Source organism: Cognatundibacterium jejuense, from assembly GCF_014284255.1.
Lineage (GTDB): Bacteria > Pseudomonadota > Gammaproteobacteria > Burkholderiales > Burkholderiaceae_D > Undibacterium > Undibacterium jejuense.
On record NZ_JACOFV010000008.1, the window covers coordinates 52473 to 75576 of the forward strand.

Here is a 23104-nt window from a genome sequence, read left to right on the forward strand (position 1 = left end):
GTTGAAACCTCAGGCAATGGTATGACATCAGCACACCTGATGTCATACAAATCAGGAGCTGTGATGCCTATTCGACTACTCTTTAAGCATATTGTGTTGCTAATATCCGGCCTCATAAGCAGCGCCGTTTTCGCAGAAAACACTTACAAAATCGATCCCGAACACACCTTTAGCAGTTTTGAATATCAGCATTGGGGTTTATCGACGCAACGTGGTCGCTTCGATAAAAATACTGGCAGCATCAGTATGGATACGGAAAACAAGAGTGGTTCCATTAATCTGGAAATCGATGCCAACTCCGTCAACACTGGATCAGACATATTTAACCGTGCAATGCGCTCATCGAATTTTTTCGACACGGACAAATTCCCAAAAATCAGCTTCAGCTCCGATAAGATGATCTTCAATGAGGATAAGCTGACACAAGTCACAGGTAAACTGACGATTAAAAACACCACGCTGCCCGTCACGATAGAAGTGACGCAATTCAATTGCCGTTTTATGATTTTGTATCTCAGAGAAGCATGCGGTGCGAATGGTTACACCAAGATATTACGTAGCGATTTCAAGGTCGGGCGCTACGTTCCGTTTGTCAGCGATGAAGTAACTTTGTACTTCAATGTGGAAGCGATCAAGGAATGAACGCTGTATCAGCGCAACAATAAGTACGTTTTAAACTGAAAAGCCGCATTTTCTAAAAAGTCAAAATGCGGCTTTTTGATGGCATCAACTGAATCTAAACTAAATCTAAACTAAATCTAATTCCTCAGTAGGAACCCATGTAGTCTTTTTTACCGAGTTCTACACCGTTATGGCGCAAAATCGCATACGTCGTCGTCACGTGGAAAAAGAACTGCGGAAGGCCATAGTTCAACAAGTAAGCATGACCGCTCAATTTTTTCTCTTTAGGCGTACCTGGACGTAAAACGATGTCACGGTTTTCGCTACCCTCGAACTTAGCCGCATCCAAAGATAAAATAAATGCTTTCGTTTTGGCGATGCGTGCCAGCAAATCGGCAAAACTTTGCTCGTTGTCTTCGTAGGCAGGCAATTCTGCCTCTGCCAGGCGACCAGCAATGCCCTTGGCAAAATCCGCAGCAATCTGCACTTGACGTACTAAAGCAAACATATCAGGGAACAAACGGGATTGTAAAAAAACTTCCGGTGCAATGTTTTTTGCTGTTGCGTGCGCTTCAGCTTTACCCAAAACATCGCTTAAACTATCCAACATTTGTGTCAAAACTGGGACTGAGGCAGTGTACATAGAAATCGCCATCGTGATTCTCCATTAGGTGGAACAAGAAACCGGGCTCGATTATAGGGCTAGTTGATGATCCGCGTGTGACAGGCAAAAAACCACATAAGTCTTCGATTGCCGCAAAGCATTAAAAAAGCCAGTCACAAAGACTGGCTTTCTCGGGCTGTCAGAATCGGGCTGTAAGTAATTCAGCCGGGAATTCAGAAGCGATAACCTACGCCTACGCCAACTAACAATGGGTCAACTTTAACGTTGGAAATTTTTGCACCATTCAAAGTCACGTCGCTGCGAATTTGTACTTTTTTGATATCCAGATTCACAGACCAATTTTTGTCGATTTTAAAATCAACGCCCGCTTGCAATGCCAGGCCAAAGCTATTGTTGTCCAGATTAGCGGCGCCATTCAACAAATTGACATTAGAAATACGGGTATAGTTAACACCGGCACCAAGGTAAGGGTTAATCTTTCCTTCTGGAATAAAATGGTATTGCGCAGTCAAAGTTGGTGGTAAATGTTTGAAGCTACCAATGTTTGCACCATCGAGCATAACATCGTGTTTTTGTGGATAAGTGAGAATCAATTCAGCAGACCAGTTTGGTGTCACGAAGTAAGTGAAATCGATTTCAGGGATCGTTTTTGAGCTCACGGTAAGGCGGTCTGCGGCGCCAACACCGCCGATAGGATCGGAGCTATTTGCCGGGCTGATATTTACAGCGCGTACACGAACCATCCATGGGCTTTGCGCTTCATCAGCCATTGCTTGTGTTGCTGTAAAACCAATTGCTGCCAAAGAGAGGGCGAGGATTACTTTTTTCATTTTAATTTCCTTTTGGGTTTCGAATTAAGATGAGCAAAGTGTAGTTCCGTGCTTCAAGCCTCATTTTGCGCTACATCAAATTTGATGCATGGCACAATTTTTTCAAAAATTTGGCAAAAAGTGCCGTTGTCCGTCCGCTTGAGGTATCCTTGCGTTCATTGTCTTTACCTCTGAAAACATCAAAAAAAATGGCTAATTACGTCTACACCATGAACCGCGTCGGCAAAATTGTTCCGCCGAAACGTCAAATTCTGAAAGATATCTCTCTGTCCTTCTTCCCCGGCGCCAAAATTGGCGTATTGGGTTTGAACGGCTCAGGTAAATCTTCCCTTCTCAAAATCATGGCAGGCATCGATAAAGATATTCAGGGCGAAGCAGTACCGATGCCGAATCTGAACATTGGTTATCTGCCGCAAGAGCCACAACTTGATCCGGAACAAACCGTGCGCCAGGCGGTTGAATCTGCGCTGGGCGAAGTGTTTGAAGCAAAAGCAAAACTCGAAGAAGTGTATGCAGCCTATGCTGATGAAAATGCCGATTTCGATGCATTAGCAAATGAGCAGGCACGCCTGGAAGCGATCATTTCCACCTCGTCCGGTGACAACGTTGAATTGCAACTGGAAATGGCCGCTGATGCGCTGCGTTTGCCACCATGGGATGCCAAAATCGGTGTCTTGTCCGGTGGTGAAAAACGTCGTGTCGCGTTGTGCCGTTTGTTGTTGTCTAAACCAGACATGTTGCTGCTCGATGAACCAACCAACCATCTGGATGCAGAATCGGTTGACTGGCTGGAACAATTTTTATTGCGATTCCCTGGCACTGTGGTGGCGATTACGCATGATCGTTACTTCCTTGATAATGCTGCTGAATGGATTCTTGAGCTGGATCGTGGACATGGTATTCCATGGAAAGGTAATTACTCTTCCTGGCTGGACCAAAAGCAAGCTCGTTTGAAGCAAGAAGAAGCGACCGAATCTGCGCGTCAAAAAGCGCTGCAAAAAGAATTAGAATGGTCACGTCAGAATCCAAAAGCCCGTCAGGCAAAGAGCAAAGCGCGTCTGGCGCGATTCAATGAGATGAGTGAACATGAATACCAGAAGCGTAACGAAACACAGGAGATTTTCATCCCTGTTGCAGAACGTCTTGGTAATGAAGTTATCGAATTTAAAAACGTTTCTAAAGCCTTTGGCGATCGTTTATTGATCGACAACCTGAGCTTTAAGATCCCACCTGGCGCGATTGTCGGTATTATCGGTCCTAACGGCGCAGGTAAATCAACTTTGTTCAAAATGATCAAAGGTCTGGAACAACCAGACAGCGGCGAAGTCGTACTGGGACAAACTGCAAAAATCTCGCTGGTCGATCAGTCGCGCGAAGATTTGGGCAATACCAAAACCGTATTTGAAGATGTTGCCAATGGCGCTGACATTCTGACGGTAGGTCGCTTTGAAATGCCATCCCGCGCTTATCTGGGACGCTTCAACTTCAAAGGTGGCGATCAGCAAAAAATCGTCGGCAATTTGTCCGGTGGTGAGCGCGGCCGTTTGCATCTGGCAAAAACACTGCTGCAAGGCGGTAACGTGTTGCTGCTGGATGAACCATCAAATGATCTGGACGTTGAAACCCTGCGTGCTTTGGAAGATGCGCTGCTCGAATTTGCTGGTAGCGTGATGGTCATTTCACATGATCGCTGGTTCCTTGATCGTATTGCAACGCATATTTTGGCGTTTGAAGGTAATTCCCAAGTCAGTTTCTTTGACGGTAACTATCAGGAATACGAAGCAGATAAGAAAAAACGGTTGGGTGAAGAAGGTGCTAAACCTAAACGGATACGCTATAAGCCTTTAACGGTATAAACCATTGCCCCTGAGATGAGCATGAATTATTTTTGCTGTTCTTGATGTTCTTGCTCTTCTCAGCTTATCAGTAACCCTTGTGAGAGAAATGTCATGAGAAAAACTGCGTACAAGAAAACTGCGTACAAGCATCTCCTTTTGATCAGTCTTTTTTACGCGCTGACCCTGATTTCAAGCCCGGTGTCAGCCAACGAGAAAAAAGAGGGTGGTGGAGAAGGCGCTTCGTCTGTTGCGGCGTTAGAGCCTTTCACTGTCAACTTATCAAGCTTTGATCGCTATCTGCAAATCAGTATTACTTTGCAGCTCGGCAATCCAGAAATGGCAGAGAAAATCAAAGCTAAAATGCCGCTGGTGCGACATTCGATGATCATGCTATTGAGTGGAAAAGAGTCAGCAGACATTCAAAATGCGTCCGGAAAACATGAATTGATCAACGAGATTAAAGAAAAAATTAATCACGTGTTAGAGGTCAAGGAACATGATGGCGTCACCGACGTTTACTTAGTCAATTTTGTCATTCAATAAGTAAAAATTAAACTGGTACGACCAACAATGCACGTGCAGTGTATTTACTGGTACGCCAGTTTTTTTATCAACGCAGCAACATTGCTGCCTAACACGATATAGAGCTGATATTTTTTCATGCATCAACTGGCAGCTCCCGCCTTCGCGGAAATTGAGATCAAAAAAAGTCGTTTTCTGGGGCAACTTTATCCCCTGCACAGCCGTGCTGAAGCACGCGAACAACTGGTGCTGATACGCGCTGCTCATCCAAACGCAGTCCACGTTTGCTGGGCGCTGGTATGTACCGGGGAATCTGGATTAGATGACGATGGCGAACCTTCCGGCACTGCTGCCAAACCTATGTATAACGTCTTAGTGCATAAAGATGTGACCAATGTGCTGGCGGTAGTCGTGCGCTATTGGGGTGGCGTCAAACTTGGTGCAGGCGGCTTAACGCGAGCCTACGGTCAGGCGATTTCTGAGACATTTAAGAAAGCAGAATTAATCGCTGTAGAAAGCATGACTCAACTTACCATCCAGGTGGCGTTTTCAAATGAATCACAAGTCCGACGGATACTTGAAAAATATCAGGCACTTGTGAACGAGGTCAGCTATGCGGATAATGCCGTCATGCAGGTTAGCGTCAAAGAAAAATATCTGGATCTCATCAATGCCGAACTAACAGAAACACTTAAGGGGCAAGTCAGACTCAAGGTATGAGTGATTTTCCCGCTTTGTTTCATTTTTAATTCAATTTTTTAACTTTTTATGTCTGAAGATCTTTCCTTACGCACCAAAATTAATCAGGAAACCGCCAGATTTCCGTGGAGCGAACTCCTTAAGCAATTCGCTACTGGCACTGTCATTGCTATTGATGCAGACCTTGATCTGGTTGATATTGCTGAAGCGATGGCGACCGACAATACAACCATCATTGCACCTTTACTGAGTCAGGGAAAAATCGCCAAAGTCAGTGATACTCAGGCGCAGGCATGGCTGGAGCAAAATCTGATGTTGTGGACCGTCGTGGTCAAACCATGGATTTTGGTACAACATCGCCCTGAGGCTTAAAAAATCGGCAGGCGAGGGAGTATTCGGGTTTTATTAGTCAATGTTATTATGAATAAAGCCTCTTCAGAGACCAATAGTTGATACTATACCCAGTATATAAAATGAACTTTTGACATTAGATTGAATCTTATCCGTACACGCGTACCGGAGTTCATCTATGCAAGTTAGCACAGTTCAGACGACGTCTTTACCCCAGCGCCTCAGTGTGATGAGTTTGATGCTATTGCTGCATCTCATGCTGTGGCTCGCCTGGCAAGCACAAAGCAAATTTAAGCTGGCACATGAAGACCGGACTTCGTACCTGCAAATTTTACAAGTTCCATCCTCTCAACCGATTCCAAAGCAAGCATCTGAAAAATTAACGCCTGCTCTGGCGACATCCATTAAAACCGCAAACACCGTTACAAAAAAAGCGCTGGTATCTAACGCTAACTCTGCCCGTACCGTCAGTGAAGCAATCACAGTAGCGCCTCATGAAGCGATCCCCGATGTGCAGTCACAACAGGAATCTCAACAACTACCTGGAGTGAGCCCGCATCTCGATCTTGACGCCCTGCGGCAATCGGCAGTTGCGATGGAAAAACAACGTCGCCGAGGCGAAATAGAAAAAATTCAGGATAGCCTTAAACGGGACGATAGCTTTGAAAAGCAGCTCGGAGAGGGCGTTAGAAAGGCGCAGGCAAAAGATTGCCGCCAGGCATATTCTGGTCTTGGCTTGCTGGCGATTATTCCTTTGGCAGCAAGCGCCATCAGTGATAAGGTCTGTAAGTGGTGATAGCACTCCCGACCTCAGTTATAATGCCCGCTTCCGCACATCCACAGTCAACAGGCTTGATACGCTGAGCGTTACTCTCAGAACCGTGCTAGTGCGGTCTTCCTTATTTTTTACCGGATATTCCATGAAAAAAATTTCTTTCTTGTTCGCTGCGATGATGTTCGCGGCAATCGGCTCAGGTATCGCTCCTGTGACTATGGGTATTGCACATGCAGACGAAGCGGCGGACAAAGCCAAACAACAAACTGTCCGTGCTGAAATGGGTAAACCATTAACAGAAATTCAAACTTTACTCGACCAGAAGCAATTTCCGGCTGCATTAGAAAAAATCAATGCATTGAGTGTGTTTGAAAAGCAAACACCTTATGAAATTTTTGTCGTTGCACGTATGCGTGCCATTGTTGCCTCCGGCACCAGCAATACTGAGCTATTGGCCAGTGCATTCGAAGTCATGGTTAATTCCGACTTCCTCAAAGACAATGAAAAACTGCGCCTGATAGAAGGCATGGCCGGTACCTATTTCAATGAGAAAAAGTATGATTTGGCGATCAACTGGGGTAAGCGCTACTTGGAAAAAGACAGCAGCAGCCCTCAGGTACACAACATGGTGGCACGTGCGAACTACCTCAAAGGCGATTTTGCCAACGCAATTCAGGAACTGAAGGTCATCCTTGCTGAAGATCAAAAAGCAAAGCGTATCCCTACAGAAGAAAACCTGCGTTTGTTAGCAAGCAGCTATCAGCAATCTAAAGACAATGCTGGCTACACATCCGTATTGGAAATGATGGTCGAATACCATCCTACCAGAGAATATTGGGGTGATTTGCTCTACCGCACAGAACATAAAGCTGGCTTCTCCGACCGCTTGCGTCTCGACTTGTATCGCTTGATGTTGGTCACAAACAATATGGACGATCCTGGCCAATATGTTGAAATGACTGAATTAGCTTTGCTCGCAGGTTTGCCAACTGAAGCCAAAACAGCGGTTGACGCTGGTTATGCCGCCAATTTGTTGGGAACAGGCAAAGATGCTGCAAAACATAAACAATTGCGTGACCGCGTCTACAAACAAGCTGCCGAAGACATTAAAACTTTGGATGCAGGCGAAACTGCCGCGAAGAATGCCAAGACTGGCGTAGGTCTGGTCAATATTGGTTACAACTATGTGATCAACGGCCAATCCGAAAAAGGTATTGGTTTGATCGAACAAGGTATCGCCAAAGGTGGATTGAAGTCAGCAGAAGAAGCTAAATTGCATTTAGGCATGGCTTATCTGAAAGCGGGTAACCGTGACAAAGCAACTGAAATTTTCAACAGTTTGCAAGGCACAGATGGCGCAGCTGATATCGCAAAATTGTGGCTGAAAGTACGTCCAATGGAAGAAAAATCTGCGGATAAAGCACCCGCAGCGCCGGCAGCAAAATAATACATATCTAAACAATTAAAAACCTGTGTTGACGTCGGACGTCACACAGGTTTTTTTATGCGTATTTTTCTGCCAACCTGAATAATCGAACCGCTAGAAGCAAAAAAAAAGCGGTTTAGCCATGACGCTAAACCGCTTATAAATCAGCACCGTGCGCTCTATACACCGTACTGAGGATACTAGCTTTACTCCATCAATTCTTTATACCAACCACTCGTATCAGGAATGGTAAGCAGATTCGCCGTGGCTGGTGATGTCCAGACCTTCGCGTTCTTCATCTTCTGGTACACGCAGACCGATAACCAGATCAACCAACTTGTAAGCAATCACAGAAACGATTGCTGACCAGATGATTGTCGTCCCCACGGCGATGGCCTGCACTTTAACCTGATCAAAAATCACGTATGGATCAGCCGACATTTTGTTAGCAACATAATCCATGATGCCTTGACCACCCAACGCTGGTGCTGCAAACACACCCGTTGCCAAGGCACCGAAGATACCACCAACGCCATGCACACCAAATACGTCCAGTGAATCGTCCGCACCGATCATGCGCTTGAGGCCATTCACACCCCACAAGCAGATCACGCCCACCAGCAAACCGATAACTAATGCACCCATTGGACCTACGAAGCCGCAAGCTGGGGTAATCGCTACCAGACCAGCCACCGCGCCGGAAGCACCACCCAACATCGATGGTTTGCCTTTAGACATCCATTCACCAAATACCCAGGATACTGCTGCTGCGGCGGTTGCCAACAAGGTGTTCACGAAAGCCAATGCTGCAATGTCGCCCGCTTCTAAAGCAGAACCGGCATTGAAACCAAACCAGCCCACCCACAACAAGGAAGCACCAATCATCGTCATTGTCAGCGAGTGTGGCGCCATCGATTCTTTACCGTAACCAACACGCTTACCGATCATGATCGCACCAACCAGACCAGCGACCGCCGCATTGATATGCACCACGGTTCCACCAGCAAAATCAAGCGCACCTTTTTGTTGCAAGAAGCCGCCTTTGACCAACTCAGTTGCTGCGGATGCGGCATCTTTAATGCCATCAGGACCAGTCCAGAACCAGACCATGTGAGCGATAGGCAAGTAGCTGAATGTGAACCACAACACCACGAACGCTAGCACTGCACTGAATTTTGCACGTTCAGCAAACGCACCAATAATCAGACCGCAAGTAATTGCCGCAAAAGTCGCCTGGAATGCCACATAGACAAACTCAGGAATCACGACGCCTTTGCTGAATGTCGCTGCAGTTGCAAATGTGCCTTTGACCGGATCCCAGATACCTTTGAGGAACACACGATCAAAGCCACCGATCACTGAATTGCCTTCAGTAAATGCGAGTGAATAACCGTAGATGCACCACAACACGATAATGACCGCAAAGATCATAAACACTTGGATCAAAATCGACAGCATGTTTTTGGAACGGACCAGACCGCCGTAGAACAACGCCAGACCTGGAATCGTCATCAAGATCACTAACAAGGTCGATACCAACATCCATGCAGTATCGCCTTTGTTGGCAACAACAGCAGGAGCAGAAGCCGCCGCTGCATCTGCCGTAGCAGCTGGCAAGGATGCCACTGACACGTTTGGCGCCGGAATTGGCGTTACCACGGCAGCGGTGGCCGTTGCACTGGCAGCCGTTGCGGCGCTTGCCGCAGCGGCTTCAGGTTTGGCCGGTGCGTCATCCGCAAACGCGACCGATGTCATCCCCACTGAAGCAAGCAAAGCGCCCGCGACCAGGATTTGTTTGAATACATTTTTCATATGAATTTCCCCGTGAGTCGAGTTGAGTGCATCAGAGCGCGTCGTTGCCGGTTTCACCGGTACGAATACGCACAACCTGTTGCAAGTCATAGACAAAAATCTTGCCGTCACCAATTTTTCCTGTACGAGCTGCGCTTTCGATTGCTTCGATTGCACGATCTACAATCGCATCATCCACTGCCGCTTCGATTTTTGTTTTCGGCAAAAAGTCGACCACGTATTCGGCACCACGATATAACTCGGTATGGCCTTTTTGACGACCAAAACCTTTGACTTCGGTCACGGTGATCCCCTGAACGCCCATTTCAGATAAAGCTTCACGAACTTCATCGAGCTTGAAGGGTTTAATAATGGCGGTAATGAGTTTCATACTATCCTCGGTCTTCAGAAAGTTTTAACGGCAGTCAAGACCAGACTTGTCTTGCCAGTGAATTTACCTGCTGGTGTTACGTACAAGGCGTCATTTGCATTTGTACCAATCGCTGCCAGCGTAAAGGCAACGCCGACAAATTCTTTAGTAACGCCGACTTTCCAGTCTGTGTACGAATAGGCCGAATTGTTTTTAATCATCTGGCGACCAGCATGCAGCACCAATGTGTACGTGTCCGGCAGCTCAATATTTGCACCCAGATCCAGATAACCACTGTTTTTGCTGTTTGGATTGCCGAACAAATTGGTAACGGAACTTGAATACTTCGCATACATAGGACCGTAACCGATCTGACCATAGATTTCAGTTGTGTTTGCGTTGACTAAACCAGCAACATTATCCAAACCATTCGATGGATAAACGTAGCTCAACACACCCACGTCGTAGCTCACATCTTTGACAATCTCGCCTTTTTTACCGGCATACAAATCCCATTCAACATCACCACCACCGCCTGCATCTTTCGTCCATTTAATTGAGGACAACCAGGTTCCAGCATAAAAACCCGTCGGGTTATGTGTATAGTCAGCACCACCTTGCAATGCCGGGTCTAAACGTGTTTGAGAAATACCACGGTAGCGATAGTCACTTGCGACCCCAACATTAAAGCTGACTTCATTGTCTGGCTTGGCATCTTCTGCATGCACAAAACCGGTTAAGAAGCTTGAGGCAACTGCAACAGCAAGTAGAGATTTCTTCATTGTGCTTCCCCTAAAATGTAAAAAACATAAATGTTGGTAAGAAACTGCGTTGAACTCACTCCGTGAACCTCAACACAAAGTCAGAAGATCATCCGTGACCCCGCGGGAAATGAACTCGGTAATGCCTGTTGTCTCCGTATAAGCAGAAGTCGTGCCAGCTTCCTCAAAAGAAATATATTTAAATTTGTTACATGTTTTTTTTGCATCTACTCGTAGCCTAGTCTAGCTAAATGACACCCTTGTTACGCCTTGTAATAGTTGAATTTGGAAGAAGATGGGAAGTAAGCTAGCTTTAGGTTATGATTTCTGTTTAGGCAAAACAGCAATAAGTGCCTTTGCACGGAATAGACTTAATTTGCACCAATTTGCGGCAAGCGATTTTGGATAAACTAACAGCAAATTGCGGCGCACCATTAACGTGCACACGACCCTATAATGAGGATAAAAGACGATGAACAAACAAAATTTTTTTGAAGACATGCAGGCAAAAATCAGCCAGGCATTTGAAAATTCACCAGCGAAAGACATAGAAAAAAATGTCAAAGCCATGATGACGCAAGGTTTTTCTAAGCTGGATCTGGTCACTCGTGAAGAATTCGATATTCAGGCTCAAGTTTTAGCTAAAACCCGCGCTAAGCTGGAGGCACTAGAGGAACGTGTGGCTGCCTTGGAAGCACAGATCTCGCAAAAATAAGACTGCCTTATGTCGTTGGCGGTTCTCAAAAGTCGCGCCTTAAACGGCATGCACGCTCCGCAAGTAACCGTGGAAGTGCATCTGGCCAACGGGCTTCCGGCTTTTACGATAGTTGGCTTACCGGAAACCGAAGTCAAAGAATCCAAAGACCGGGTGCGTGCAGCATTACAAAATGCGCGGTTTGAATTTCCTGCTAAACGTATTACTGTTAATCTCGCCCCGGCTGATTTACCCAAAGAGTCCGGGCGCTTCGATTTGCCCATTGCACTAGGCATCTTAGCGGCATCTGGCCAGATCCCGGCTGAAATGCTTGCACATTACGAATTTGCCGGTGAGCTTTCACTTTCCGGCGAACTGCGCCCGATTCGCGGCGCCTTGGCGATGACTTTTGCTATTTGCCAAAGCAGTCACGAAACAAAGCAAGAATCCGGGCGCAAAGCTGCTTTTATTTTACCTTCAGCCAATGCAGACGAAGCTGCCCTGGTCACCGAAGCAGCAATTTACCCCGCAGACTCATTGCTACAAGTTTGCGCTCACTTTGCTGCAATCGATAATGACAGCAAGCTTTCACGTCATCGTCCTTCGCAAAACCGCAAGCAAGCCAACTACCCGGATTTTAGCGAAGTCAAAGGCCAGCTACAGGCGAAACGCGCGCTAGAAGTGGCAGCCGCAGGTAGCCATTCGGTGTTAATGGTCGGTCCGCCAGGAACCGGTAAATCAATGTTAGCAGCCCGTTTTGCCAGCATTTTGCCGACCATGACAGATCAGGAGGCACTGGAATCGGCAGCGGTGCAATCGCTGACTTCAGGATTTTCCATAGAAAAGTGGAAAGTTCGTCCCTTCCGCTCACCTCATCACACTGCATCGGCAGTGGCATTGGTCGGTGGTGGATGTTAATTCCATCTAATTACACGATCGCACAATAAAAAAGGCGACTGCTGTATGTTATTTTTTTGGAGCTTAACTTAATTTCAGTCCAGTCTACTAAGTCCATCGAAACATTGACGAAAAAAGATTTTTCCAGGCAAGTATTGCTAGCATTTGTCCAGCAGTATCAGGATGCCGACGTCGCAACTCTAAGGGAATTAAGCACTTAAATAAGTATTTATCTGTCATGACTTTCTTCTTAATGAAAGTAGCGATCCGAGTTAACTAAGTAGCGGAATTGACTTAAATTGAAACTAAAAAGGCCTAGATATATTGCCTAGGCCTTTTTTGGAAATTCAACGTATTTTTTTCGCAGCTTTCCGGACATCGTGCTCACTCTCTTTGCCCGTCTTCTCACGCATCACTTTTAAGGTCTGATTTGGCCCAAACTCTGGAATTTGACCACCTGGCAAATTCTTGTTCAGAGTATCGCTGCGTTTTTTATGTATTGTACCGTCTTGGTCGCGATGTCGATTATCTAGTCCTGGTTGCTTCATGTAATGCCCTTTCTCTTGGAAAATTTTAGCGTTCAATCTGCGTCAAGCCATTTGCGAAACAGTTTGGCTCAAAAACTGAAATAGGGGTACGCAGCAAAATTTCAAGTTAATTGATCAAATTATATGAAAAATTGAGTATTTGCATCAAAACAGCAATCAATTAGCAAAGAAATCATTTTCTCTAACCTACGGTTTTTTTTCATTTAAAAACTCGCTCTTATTTTTCTTTCGGTGGAAAACAGATTTTTCACACCGCTTCGATATAAAACAATGATACCGAACATCAACATTGTGACATCACGATTTTTTCATGTAATTAGAAATTTCGTTTTCAAAAAATACCTTTAAAAGAGCAATTTGGTTCTATAAACGTTGAATTAAACCAAATATTCTTTCCGGACCTAAACAACTGGATGTGGGTATTTTTATGTCAAATAATCTTGTAATGCTTGATCAAAAATTCAGTATTTTTGAATTTTACGAATCAAAGGTTCGCTCATACTGTCGCGACTTTCCTGTAAAAATTCATCGCGCTAAAGGTTCGGTCATTCACAGTGTTGAAAATTATTCTTATATCGATTTTTTCTCCGGAGCTGGTGCACTAAATTATGGCCACAATTGCGAGCCATTGAAGAAAAAACTCATGGCTTACCTTGACGATGATGGCGTCACGCATAGTCTAGATTTCTATACGGAAGCCAAAGAGGATTTTATTAAAACTTTTCAAGAAAAAATCCTCATACCTCGCAACATGAGATACAAGGTTCAATTCACTGGTCCGACCGGTACTAACGCGGTAGAAGCTGCCCTTAAGCTTGCGCGCAAAGTCACTAAGCGAACCAACGTGATTGCGTTTTCTAATGCGTTTCACGGAATGAGTTTAGGCTCATTGGCCGCCACTTCAAATCCCAAAAAGCGTCAGGGCGCCGGTGTTTCTCTCGGTGGCGTTACATTTATGCCCTACGAAAGATATTTAGGCGAGCATTACGACTCCCTAGATTTTATCGATCAAATGCTCAAACCTGGCGGTGGCATTGAGGCGCCGGCAGCATTTTTGATAGAAACCATCCAGGGCGAAGGTGGTTTGCGTTGTGTTAGCGCGAACTGGCTACAAAGATTGCAGGCACTGGCGCGTGAACATGGTGCTTTATTAATTATTGACGATATCCAGTCTGGCTGTGGCCGCAGTGGACGTTTCTTTAGCTTCGAGGAAATGGACGTGGCTCCCGATATCATCTGTTTATCTAAATCGCTGAGTGGCTACGGACTGCCATTTTCCATGAATTTGATCAACCCAGATTTCGACATATGGGAGCCTGGTGAGCACAACGGCACTTTCAGAGGTAATAACCTAGCGTTTGTGACAGCTAAGGCTGCTGTCGAGGAATTCTGGAGCGAGCCAGTGTTTGAGCAGGCTCTACATCAGAAAATAGGGTATTTGCACGTAAGACTAGAAGCACTTGCCGAGCGAACCCGTTTGCTCGTTCCTGAAGCTCACTTTCTTGGCCGTGGCTTCATGTGTGGTATTTCAGTAGGAAGCGAAGATATCGCATCAAAAATTTCCCAGGCAGCATTCTCCGCAGGTCTTATTGTCGAGACCTGTGGCGTACATGGGCAAGTTGTTAAATTGCTACCAGCATTAACTATCGAATTAGATATTCTCGCTCAAGGGCTCGATATTCTTGAGACTGCGTTTGACCAAGTGCTCGGCTTTTATTCATATTGTGAGGAAAAAACGGCATGACTTCCAATTCAGAAGTAATTATTAGGTACGCGACTCTGGATGACATAGAGGAGATTGCCTCTCTCTTCGATTCCTACAGGCAGTTCTACGGCGAAAAGTCAAATTATGTTGCTTCATTGCATTTCCTGCGTGAGCGGGTTTTCCTTGGTGAGTCGCAAATTATTGTTGCGGTAATTTTGGATGAGATCGTAGGTTTTACCCAACTTTTTCCGAGCTTTTCTAGCGTGACCATGCAGCGCCTCTGGATTTTGAATGACCTGTATGTAACGCAAGCATTCCGTAGTCTTGGTGTTGGTGAAAAATTGCTCGAGGGAGCTGCTGATTTTGCCTGTCAGGCTGGAGCAAAACAGCTTTTTATTGAGGGGGCCATCGATAATATTCGAGCCTGCGGTTTGTACGAGCGGTTCGGCTTCATTCGTAACCGAGGCTATTATTACTATCACTATCCATTGCATACATTGGCGAATACCCCGGATGAACAAACTCACGTCACACTTAAATAGAAGAAAAACAATGACATCGAATATTTATGATCTATTAGGAATTGGTTTTGGACCATCCAACTTGGCACTCGCAATTTGTCTAGAAGAGGAAGCCGCGCTTACGAATGTGCGCTTTATTGAAGGGCAGGAGAGCGCCGTATGGCAAAAGGATATGTTGTTAAACGGCTCGGATATCCAAAATAACCCGATCCGGGATCTGGTTACGCTGCGTAATCCGAAAAGTCACTACACGTTTATAAACTACCTTAAGGAAAATGACCGTCTTCTGGAGTATTTAAACTTGGGCTTGGAATATCCCCTTCGCAAGGAATTCTCCAACTATATTGAGTGGGTTTCAGCAAGTTTTGCGCCTTTCGTTCAATACAACACGCGCGCCGAGTCAATGAATATCAGGGTGATTAACCAAGAGTACGTGTGGGAAGTTATCTGCAATGACGGGGAGCGGCTGCTAGCACGGTCAGTCGTCGTGGGAACCGGCAGGACGGCGAACATTCCGGAAGTATTTGCACCCCTACAAGGGAAAAATGTTTTCCATCTGACCAAATACTTGAGCCATGTTTCCGCACTTCCCTATAGTTGCAAGAAGATTGGCGTACTGGGTGCTAGTCAGAGTGCGGTGGAACTGTTGCTCGATTTGATGGACCGATTCCCAGACAAGGAAATCTATTCATTGCAACGAGGTTTCGGATTCCGTCTGAAGGACACCAGTCCGTTTAGCGATCGCGTTTATTTCCCGGAATTTATTGACTATTTTTATGGTTTGTCTTCCGCTGCGAAATCTAATCTCAGTAACCAATTGCGCGGGACCAATTACTCGTCGGCGGATGCAGATGTGATACATCAGCTTTACGTTCGGATTTATGAAGAAAAATTGCATGGAAAAAATCGATTTCACCTATTAACTAACCAGGCCATCGACAGCGCCACCATATCCAACGACGGTATCGCAGTTCAATTGCGGGAGGTAAATACCGGAGCATCATCTTCAGTTGAACTTAACGCCCTGGTTCTAGCAACTGGTTTCCTCGACTTTTCAAAGGCACCACGTGGCGAGCCGTATCCACGTATTTTAGACTCAGTCTCTAATTTGCTTCCTCTAGACGACAACGGTGTCGTGGCCGTATCGCGTGACTACAGTGTCATTCTTAAAGATCCGGTATCCCCGCGCCTATTTCTAAATGGTCTGTGCGAATCGTCCCACGGATTGGGTGATGCCGGTTCGTTTAGCCTCGTGTCATTGCGCGCCAAAGTGATTACCGAAAGCCTGCTTGCACCTCGCCTGACACGTCAAACTCAAGTGTTAAATTTGGCGAGTGATCAACCAGAACTCGAAGCACTTCTCGAAGAGTAATTTAATTACATTACTTTTATTACAATGTATTTTTATGTGAATTCGTGGACAAACTGACCCTCGGATTCACTAAATAGGAGATTGAAAATGTTTTCACCTGCACTCGTGTACATTACCGCTGTGATTAGCCCTGGTCCAAACTTTATCCTTGTAAGCCGATTCGCTGCATCCAACTCGATCCTTTCTGGAATTGGTGCTTCACTAGGTATTTGGTGCGTTGGACTGATTTTTTCTACATCGTCAATATTAGGACTCGCGCTTCTGCTTAATCAATTTCCCGCCTTAAGCAGAATCGCGTCTATATTAGGAGCCATCTATCTTTTGTACATTGCGTTTTTGCTCATCAAGAGCGCATTGCTGAGCCGGAGAAATAAAAATTCAAACTCAAGCGGACAATCAACTAGCGTTCAACCACTCAGCACATCCTTCTTTAAGAGCTTCAAGATGGGATTTACCACCAATATCATGAATGTAAAGACAATTGCATTTATGATCAGTATTTTCTCGTCATTCCTAGCACACTCTTCAACCGTTATAGATAAGGTGACGATTATCGCCATTTGTAGTTCGTTTGAAATTTTCTGGTACTCGTTTGTCGCATTCGTTTTCGGACAAGAAGGAATTAGACGCCTTTATTTGAAGTTTAACAGTGCCATTGACTTATTCCTTGGTGTTTTTCTTGCATTTTTCGCAGCAAGTAATGTTTGGTTTATGTGATGAAATTAACGGCTAAAACTTCCATTTTGCCACTGACTTATGAGATCAAAGATCGAGTGGTTATTCTGACGCGATACACTGGTTGGATTCCCGCCCGTGGGAGAGGTCTAATATTTTGGAGCAATGGTAACTCCTTCCTCGTGCATACAAAGACGCCTCTTAAGCGCCACGAAACATCCATACTGGAAGAGGTTAGGAAGATGTTTTTAGAGAGATCACATTTTTTTATACCACATATGAGTCAGCATGTTGTCGATCTGGAACACGTCATGCCTAAGGCGTCATCATGCGCAATGGAGGATACCTCTTGCATTGCGTGTTAGTTCTCACACCGTGATTGACTTTGGGCCAGATTTGATCTGGCCCAATAGCCAATATAATCCTGCCAGATGTTGTTGATCATGGCTACACAGAAAATGCATTAAGCCTTCGACCGTTACTGAGCCATAGCCATCAAAAAAGCCACTGCGACGCCATTGGTTTTCTGTGAGTGATTCGAGCAAGTTCACCGTCATTTTTCTAGCATCGCGGAATGCGGAAAATATATCGTGTATTTGCGCATCGGGATACTTGCGATGCCTCGCCATTTGATAACTGTCGATCGATACTAGAACCGGCTTGTCTTCATTAAGCAGGCGGTGTAGACGTAAATGATAGCCTTCAACCTCGATATCGCGGATATGGCAGATTTGCTCAACAGCTGTGAATGTTTCGCTTGGAATCCCATCCCAAGAGGATGGAATCCAACAGGTATAGGTTTCAGGGAAAACAGCGTACAATTCTTCGAGTTTATTCGGAAATGTGCTCAAGGAAGAAATAGTCGATAAGTGCATAGTCATTTCTATTTATATGTGACAATAAAGTGCGAACCTATAATAAAAGTATAGATTATTTGAACAACTACGGCATAGTTAACTTATTATTTTCCCTGTAGACAGCAGGTGTCACTCCGTAGCAAGCTTTTAGCCAACGTGTCAAATGGCTTTGATCGGCGAAACCAGTTATGAGTGCGATTGATGATAGGTTGCCACCCTGTCGTAACAGAGATTTTGCCATAGATGTACGACGTGCCTGAACAAATGCAATGGGAGTAACTCCTATCGATTTCCGGAACCGCCGGATGAAGTGGAAGCGACTCATATTCGCTATATCGGCCAGCTCGTCGACCCTCAGCGTTTCCCCTAAATTAGCGTCGACGTACTGAATGATCGTAGAAATACGTGGAAAATCGTGAAGCCCTTCCGCCACTTCACTTCGCAAGCCGCGGCCGTAGCGCTCGGCTATATCGAAAATCAATGCCTCCATGATGCTGTCGTACGCAAGTGGCTCTGTAGTTCTCGCAAGTGTGTCAAGCGCAAGTTTCAAGCGCTTGCCCAGCATTGGATCGTGAACAACAGGTTCAGGAAAGTAAATAGTAGAACCTGTTATCTTTTTCATTGCATCGGTGGATACGAAAATATTACGATAGGTGACGCCATGTCGCTCAGCTGCTCCGCCGGTATGCATTTGGTCCGGATTGATGAATACCAAATCCGTTGTCGTTGCGTAGCGCTCCGCACCACGCCAATGGAAACGCTCAACACCCGTCTCGACCACGCCGATCACGTAGCCGTCATGAACATGCGGTGAAAAAACTTTTCGCACGATTTGCGCACGTAACAGCTCAACATCATCTCTGTGTAGTGCTGAATTGAACTCAACCAATTCGCCAAACTCACTAAATATATCAGTATCAATTACCGTCATAATTCTCTTCTTATACACCAAGTATCGAAGTTTGGAATGACAACGTGCCCACCGTGGTTTGCACATGCCGTACCGTATTCAAATTTGTTAATAAAAAATTATTTTACTTGATTTTTAGAAACAGTAAGAAGTCTTTTTATGTAAATATTGCAATAATTTTGTGATTAAAATTTCTATTATTTTTGTCAAAAAATTTTATCACGCGATTGGCAACAATCAATTTCACACAATGGTCTGCTAGGATCAATCTCTCTGGTAATTTCAGGGGTAATGTTCGTGTCGAATATTAATTCCACCGTCTTTTGATTATCTCCCCGCTTCTACCTTGGTTAGCGTGTCTAGGACTTGCTAAGTGCAGTGAAGCCCTCAATGCCGGTTTTTCATTGGGCGAAAAATCCAAAATAAGTTTCATCCCCCCTTTGAAAAACAAGCGCCGCCCCAATTTGTCCCTCGAATAAGAATCGATCGTCGTCAAGACAATCGATTCCGCCTATTGGGCCACAATATCGCCAACAAATTTCGACCACCTGGAGCGGCCGATGCCTTCCCTTTTGTCTAACAAAGAATTCCGAAAAGCCTTCTTGGTCGACACCATCGCCATCGACTGCAAAGATATTTTGCTCACACAAAACGGAGTCGACGCGCCGAAGAAATACTCGGGCCCAGGGACGATCATTGCGAGCGCCAGCTCCGGCATTTCGTCGCGCTTCATCTTGTTCCAACCGTGCGACCCAACCGAAAGCCTCATCGAGCGATTGATAAACATCGAGAAAGTAAAATCCGGTCAGATCTTTCCAGACGACCACTACTACAGCCTGCACGCCGTCGAAGCAACGGGCGAGGTATGGACCTGCGATGACGTCAGAGTCGAGGTCGCGCAGCACAGAGAGCACTCCGTCGTCGAATTCAAATGCGATTGGATAAAGAAGCAGACCTCAGCCGAAGGGCAGAAGGATACCGTCCACATCCTTCTCACGAGCGCAATCGAGTTTCCACCGAATGCTTTTGAGCACCATGAGGTCAAGAGAGACGGAAGGCTGTTGCACGAGGTCAAGGGCATCGGATCGAGCGGCCAAGCCGCCGGAGCGAAAATACGATACCGGCATCACGAAGCGCCCGAAGAGTGCTTTGAGCTCATTGCCGAGCCCATCGAAGGTGCCCTGCCACAAGTATTCGCCACCAAGATCATCGAAACCATCAGGTTCATGACCGCAAGCGTGGTGACATTTTTCGTAAGCGAAACCATTCACGGCGGCGTCCGGACCTTCGAGATCGCGAAGCCGCGAGAATTGAAAAAGGGCCTCTTTCCCGAGCCGCTGAGGGACCGCCGCGACCTCGCCAAAGATTTTTACCATCTATTGGACTGCTATTTCAAATATTCATTGCAGGACCAGCCGAACGGCGATTTCAGCTTCATCTCGCAGGCGATGCATCCACTCTACAACTTAGGCGAGGCATCGTTGGATGCGATCGCCCTGTTGATTTGCGTGGCAATCGAGAGCGTCGTCCAGCATGAGTTCAAGGAATTTGGAAAGCCAAACCCTGCGATGCTCGCAGATTTGCAAGTGATCCAGAGCGCGATCAAGGACCTCGACATCGCGGAAGCCGCTAAGAACCGCGCCAAGGGCTCGCTCGGCGGCTGGAAAGATAGCCGGATCACGGACAAGCTCTTCGACTTGCGCGACAGAGGCAAGGTCTCGGACAACGATATCACCAATTGGAAAAACCTGCGCAACAAGGCGGCCCATGGAAACCTGCATGGCTCGAACAAGAGTTACCAGGAACTACTCGATGGCGTCTACAAAGCGTCCACCTTCTTGCACAAGCTGGTGTTTCTCGCCATTGGATACAAGGGCAAGTTCACAGATTATTCGACTCACGGTTGGCCCGAAAAAGATTTCGGAATTGCGCTGCAAGATCCCCTTCCCGCGGAAGTTCCTGTTGCGAGTCCCGACACAACGCTCCCGACCCCGCCTCCTTCGCAGAGAGATGGGCTTTTCCGACGAATTGCGAACCGCCTTCGGAATTTGTGGAGGCGAGTCTTGGAAGGTTTGTCGGGCCTACTTATCGCCCATCGTTATGCTGTCGACCTTCTTTCGAAGAGCAGCGACGGGTAATTCGGAGAACCAACTTTTACGGTTGTGGCCGGATTTGCTTTCAAGGATCTTCGCTACCAAATCATCCGCCCCCACTAGGCTCGGGCCAAGCTCCGTGAGCCCTCCAGCAGCTTTTATAGCTTCCCGGCGATGCGAACTCTCGGACGGGCTCCGCCCTCCCTCGGATCTCCCCGACCGTTTTCGCCCTCACGCACAGCGAACTGAGCTAGCTAGCAAAGTTTGATGTTCAAATCGACGTTTATGATGTAATGATAGTAGAAGTCAGGGCGGTCTCTTACACGATAAACTCAGAGGACTCGTTTGAATCCGTCGGCGAAAGCAGTCATTGAAAATAATGAAGATCAATATTTGATTAAAACCAGGCAGGCGCACTGTTTGGATTTAGCACAGAGGGAGTATATGAAATGGCGATGCCAGCATTGGATGCAGAAAAATTAAAGGAAAACGCACTGACATCAATTCGTCTTGGAATTGAAGATTTTCAGCGCAGCCGCCTTGCACCGGAACAAAACGGCGACCCTGCTCGCGCTCTATCAGCCATACGCAATTTATTTGCGGGTGTTTTACTTTTATTTAAATACAAGATTGCCACGTCAGTCGATGATCCGGAGGATGCCACCACCCTCATCTTTAACCCGCCCGAGGTGTTACCCCAATCTGATGGAAATGGCGGAGTTGAATGGCAGCCCGTAGGAAAGTTCAAACGCACAACCATTGATGTGGCAACGATAAAAAAACGCTTCGAAGGTTTCGCCATTGAAATGGATTGGGCCACGATCGACAAACTGCAAGAATGCCGCAACCATCTGGAACACTTGCATCCAGCGAATACGCTTGGTGAGGTTGCAGACTTTGTTGCCGAGCTTTTTCCGATATTGCGTGATTTTGTTCAGACACAGATGAACGAACAACCTGCGGAACTGTTGGGTGCAGCATGGTTGATCATGCTTGAGCATCACACATTCTTTATGGATACCAAAGTGGAGTGTGTCACCGCCTGGAAAGAGGCTGGCGTACCTGATCTGATGCAGCACTGGCTTGATGAATGCCAATGTGAGGATTGTAGTTCGTCGCTGCTACGCCCTCATGCTGAAGATATAGAAAACGGTATAAGTGTTGAAGGGCACGATGACGCGTTCAGGTACGTCTGCGTCGCCTGCAGCCATTCCGATCTCATCGGGCCATTGATGATTAAGAATCTCGATGACGCCTATGACTACGATCCTCGTGATGGTGAAGAACCTGGTATCGAGACCTGCAATGAATGCGAGCGCGATACGTTCATTATTGGCGAGCAACACTGTTTATGGTGCGAAGCAGAACTTGTTTACACGGAATGTGACCTCTGCGGAGAGGCACTCCGACAGGATGACCAGTTTAATGATGGACTTTGCGGATACCATCATCATGTGCACGAAAAGATGATGCGCGATGATTGACCGTCAGACACGATGAGTCATCAGTCTATCTGTTGTTCGTCGTCATTTTTTTAATTACAAACAATGAAGGTAATAACCTATATTGGTCGTGAGGATATTGAAAGACAATTCCTCAATCGCCCTTCGGCTTGTTCGTCGAAGCCTGTCGGGGAATTGGTTTTAATTAGATTTTTTAGAAACGGTTTAAAAAGATAAGGTTTATCATCAATCGCCAGCCAGTTTATCCAAGGCCGACAAGACTTTCTCAACCAACCTTCAATTTCAGCATGCCGCTGATACCCGATGGTATCCATAATCTCTGGAATTTCTCTCCATGCTGGTGTAGTACCTATGATCCTGTCAGCGATATCTTCTGAGAAGAATGCTTTAAGTTCTATAAGTGAGCGTTTGTCTCTCCATGTACTAGAAATAACAATCTGTACTTCAGGGAAATCTCTTAAAACATTTTCCAATCGAGGAAGACAGGAGAATAGCTGTGCCTCTTCATAGCAGGGTTCTGGATGCAAAACGCCATCAAAATCTAAAAACAAGATCATTTTTTTAACCTGCAAAAATTAGGTTAAGTAAATTAAAAAACTCCATATCAATACACACTTGAATGGTGCTTTATTAGTTAACCACAGACACACTCGTCATAAATAACTTAAGTAGGAGAACTGAAAGATACTATTTGCTTTGTTTGTGATTCATGCAAATAAACACGGATAATTCACTCGTTTGCCGTTAGCAATACGTAAAT

The 23104-nt window shown here is 45.9% G+C and carries 23 protein-coding genes and 1 pseudogene; 15 read left to right on the forward strand and 9 right to left on the reverse strand.

All coding sequences use genetic code 11. The features are described 5' to 3' along the window. Positions 1-63: 63 nt before the first annotated feature. Positions 64-642 (forward strand): YceI family protein, encoded by a 579-nt coding sequence (locus tag H8K32_RS09860; RefSeq protein ID WP_186912331.1) that lies wholly within the window; start codon positions 64-66, stop codon positions 640-642. A gap of 124 nt (positions 643-766) precedes the next feature. Here H8K32_RS09860 and H8K32_RS09865 read toward each other — a convergent pair whose 3' ends face one another. After that, positions 767-1276 (reverse strand): DUF1993 domain-containing protein, encoded by a 510-nt coding sequence (locus tag H8K32_RS09865; protein ID WP_186912332.1) that lies wholly within the window; start codon positions 1274-1276, stop codon positions 767-769. 182 nt (positions 1277-1458) lie between these two features. Then, positions 1459-2076 (reverse strand): OmpW/AlkL family protein, encoded by a 618-nt coding sequence (locus H8K32_RS09870; RefSeq protein ID WP_186912333.1) that lies wholly within the window; start codon positions 2074-2076, stop codon positions 1459-1461. Between the two features lie 188 nt (positions 2077-2264). Here H8K32_RS09870 and ettA point away from each other — a divergent pair, with 188 nt between their 5' ends. The 6 genes from ettA to H8K32_RS09900 all read left to right on the forward strand — a co-directional run bounded on the left by ettA (position 2265) and on the right by H8K32_RS09900 (position 7708). Further along, a complete protein-coding gene (gene ettA / locus H8K32_RS09875; RefSeq protein WP_186912334.1) occupies positions 2265-3932 on the forward strand; it encodes an energy-dependent translational throttle protein EttA in 1668 nt (555 codons plus the stop codon). 138 nt (positions 3933-4070) lie between these two features. Then, complete coding sequence (locus H8K32_RS09880) at positions 4071-4457, forward strand: flagellar basal body-associated FliL family protein (protein WP_222613075.1); 387 nt, start codon at positions 4071-4073, stop codon at positions 4455-4457. A gap of 117 nt (positions 4458-4574) precedes the next feature. Then, on the forward strand, positions 4575-5156 hold the full coding sequence (locus H8K32_RS09885; protein ID WP_186912336.1) for an IMPACT family protein: 582 nt from the start codon (positions 4575-4577) through the stop codon (positions 5154-5156). Positions 5157-5204: 48 nt separating this feature from the next. Then, a complete protein-coding gene (locus tag H8K32_RS09890) occupies positions 5205-5507 on the forward strand; it encodes a DUF2288 domain-containing protein (RefSeq protein ID WP_186912337.1) in 303 nt (100 codons plus the stop codon). Between the two features lie 157 nt (positions 5508-5664). Beyond that, the gene (locus H8K32_RS09895) at positions 5665-6282 is read left to right on the forward strand and encodes a hypothetical protein (RefSeq protein ID WP_186912338.1); all 618 of its coding nucleotides are present in this window, start codon (positions 5665-5667) and stop codon (positions 6280-6282) included. A gap of 124 nt (positions 6283-6406) precedes the next feature. Beyond that, positions 6407-7708 (forward strand): tetratricopeptide repeat protein, encoded by a 1302-nt coding sequence (locus H8K32_RS09900; RefSeq protein WP_186912339.1) that lies wholly within the window; start codon positions 6407-6409, stop codon positions 7706-7708. 219 nt (positions 7709-7927) lie between these two features. Here H8K32_RS09900 and H8K32_RS09905 read toward each other — a convergent pair whose 3' ends face one another. From H8K32_RS09905 to H8K32_RS09915, 3 genes are read right to left on the reverse strand one after another with little or no spacing between them, the layout of a single operon-like run. Next, the gene (locus H8K32_RS09905) at positions 7928-9499 is read right to left on the reverse strand and encodes an ammonium transporter (protein ID WP_186912340.1); all 1572 of its coding nucleotides are present in this window, start codon (positions 9497-9499) and stop codon (positions 7928-7930) included. A 31-nt stretch (positions 9500-9530) separates the two neighbouring features. Next, a complete protein-coding gene (locus H8K32_RS09910; protein WP_186883931.1) occupies positions 9531-9869 on the reverse strand; it encodes a P-II family nitrogen regulator in 339 nt (112 codons plus the stop codon). Between the two features lie 14 nt (positions 9870-9883). Beyond that, complete coding sequence (locus H8K32_RS09915; RefSeq protein ID WP_186912341.1) at positions 9884-10630, reverse strand: TorF family putative porin; 747 nt, start codon at positions 10628-10630, stop codon at positions 9884-9886. Between the two features lie 451 nt (positions 10631-11081). Between H8K32_RS09915 and H8K32_RS09920 the strand changes: the two genes are divergently transcribed. Further along, positions 11082-11324 (forward strand): accessory factor UbiK family protein, encoded by a 243-nt coding sequence (locus tag H8K32_RS09920; protein WP_186912342.1) that lies wholly within the window; start codon positions 11082-11084, stop codon positions 11322-11324. Positions 11325-11333: 9 nt separating this feature from the next. Further along, positions 11334-12215: pseudogene (locus tag H8K32_RS09925) on the forward strand (YifB family Mg chelatase-like AAA ATPase); the annotation flags it as partial. Positions 12216-12547: 332 nt separating this feature from the next. Here the strand turns inward: H8K32_RS09925 and H8K32_RS09930 are convergent. After that, entirely contained in the window at positions 12548-12748 is a 201-nt protein-coding gene (locus H8K32_RS09930; protein WP_186912343.1) for a hypothetical protein, read from the reverse strand. A gap of 445 nt (positions 12749-13193) precedes the next feature. Between H8K32_RS09930 and ectB the strand changes: the two genes are divergently transcribed. From ectB to H8K32_RS09950, 4 genes are all read left to right on the forward strand, one after another. Next, positions 13194-14492: a diaminobutyrate--2-oxoglutarate transaminase gene (gene ectB, locus H8K32_RS09935; protein ID WP_186912344.1), complete on the forward strand. Its 1299-nt coding sequence runs from the start codon at positions 13194-13196 to the stop codon at positions 14490-14492. Further along, positions 14489-14995, forward strand: a complete 507-nt coding sequence (locus H8K32_RS09940; protein WP_186912345.1) for a GNAT family N-acetyltransferase — start codon at positions 14489-14491, stop codon at positions 14993-14995. Before ectB ends, H8K32_RS09940 begins: the two co-directional genes overlap by 4 nt. A gap of 10 nt (positions 14996-15005) precedes the next feature. Next, a complete protein-coding gene (locus tag H8K32_RS09945; RefSeq protein ID WP_186912346.1) occupies positions 15006-16346 on the forward strand; it encodes a SidA/IucD/PvdA family monooxygenase in 1341 nt (446 codons plus the stop codon). A gap of 87 nt (positions 16347-16433) precedes the next feature. Then, positions 16434-17063: a LysE family translocator gene (locus tag H8K32_RS09950; protein ID WP_186912347.1), complete on the forward strand. Its 630-nt coding sequence runs from the start codon at positions 16434-16436 to the stop codon at positions 17061-17063. A 326-nt stretch (positions 17064-17389) separates the two neighbouring features. Here the strand turns inward: H8K32_RS09950 and H8K32_RS09955 are convergent, their stop codons facing one another. Both H8K32_RS09955 and H8K32_RS09960 read right to left on the reverse strand, forming a co-directional pair. Continuing rightward, positions 17390-17896: a DinB family protein gene (locus H8K32_RS09955; RefSeq protein WP_186912348.1), complete on the reverse strand. Its 507-nt coding sequence runs from the start codon at positions 17894-17896 to the stop codon at positions 17390-17392. Between the two features lie 67 nt (positions 17897-17963). Further along, positions 17964-18809 carry an AraC family transcriptional regulator gene (locus tag H8K32_RS09960; protein ID WP_186912349.1) on the reverse strand — a complete coding sequence of 282 codons (846 nt, stop codon included), beginning with the start codon at positions 18807-18809 and terminating at the stop codon, positions 17964-17966. 539 nt (positions 18810-19348) lie between these two features. On the opposite strand from H8K32_RS09960, the gene H8K32_RS09965 reads away from it, so the two are divergent. Together H8K32_RS09965 and H8K32_RS09970 are read left to right on the forward strand one after the other, a co-directional pair. Then, complete coding sequence (locus tag H8K32_RS09965) at positions 19349-20926, forward strand: hypothetical protein (protein ID WP_186912350.1); 1578 nt, start codon at positions 19349-19351, stop codon at positions 20924-20926. A 404-nt stretch (positions 20927-21330) separates the two neighbouring features. Then, positions 21331-22365, forward strand: a complete 1035-nt coding sequence (locus tag H8K32_RS09970; protein ID WP_186912351.1) for a hypothetical protein — start codon at positions 21331-21333, stop codon at positions 22363-22365. Positions 22366-22442: 77 nt separating this feature from the next. On the opposite strand, the gene H8K32_RS09975 is transcribed toward H8K32_RS09970, so the two are convergent. After that, entirely contained in the window at positions 22443-22901 is a 459-nt protein-coding gene (locus tag H8K32_RS09975) for an HAD domain-containing protein (RefSeq protein WP_186912352.1), read from the reverse strand. Positions 22902-23104 lie beyond the last annotated feature (203 nt).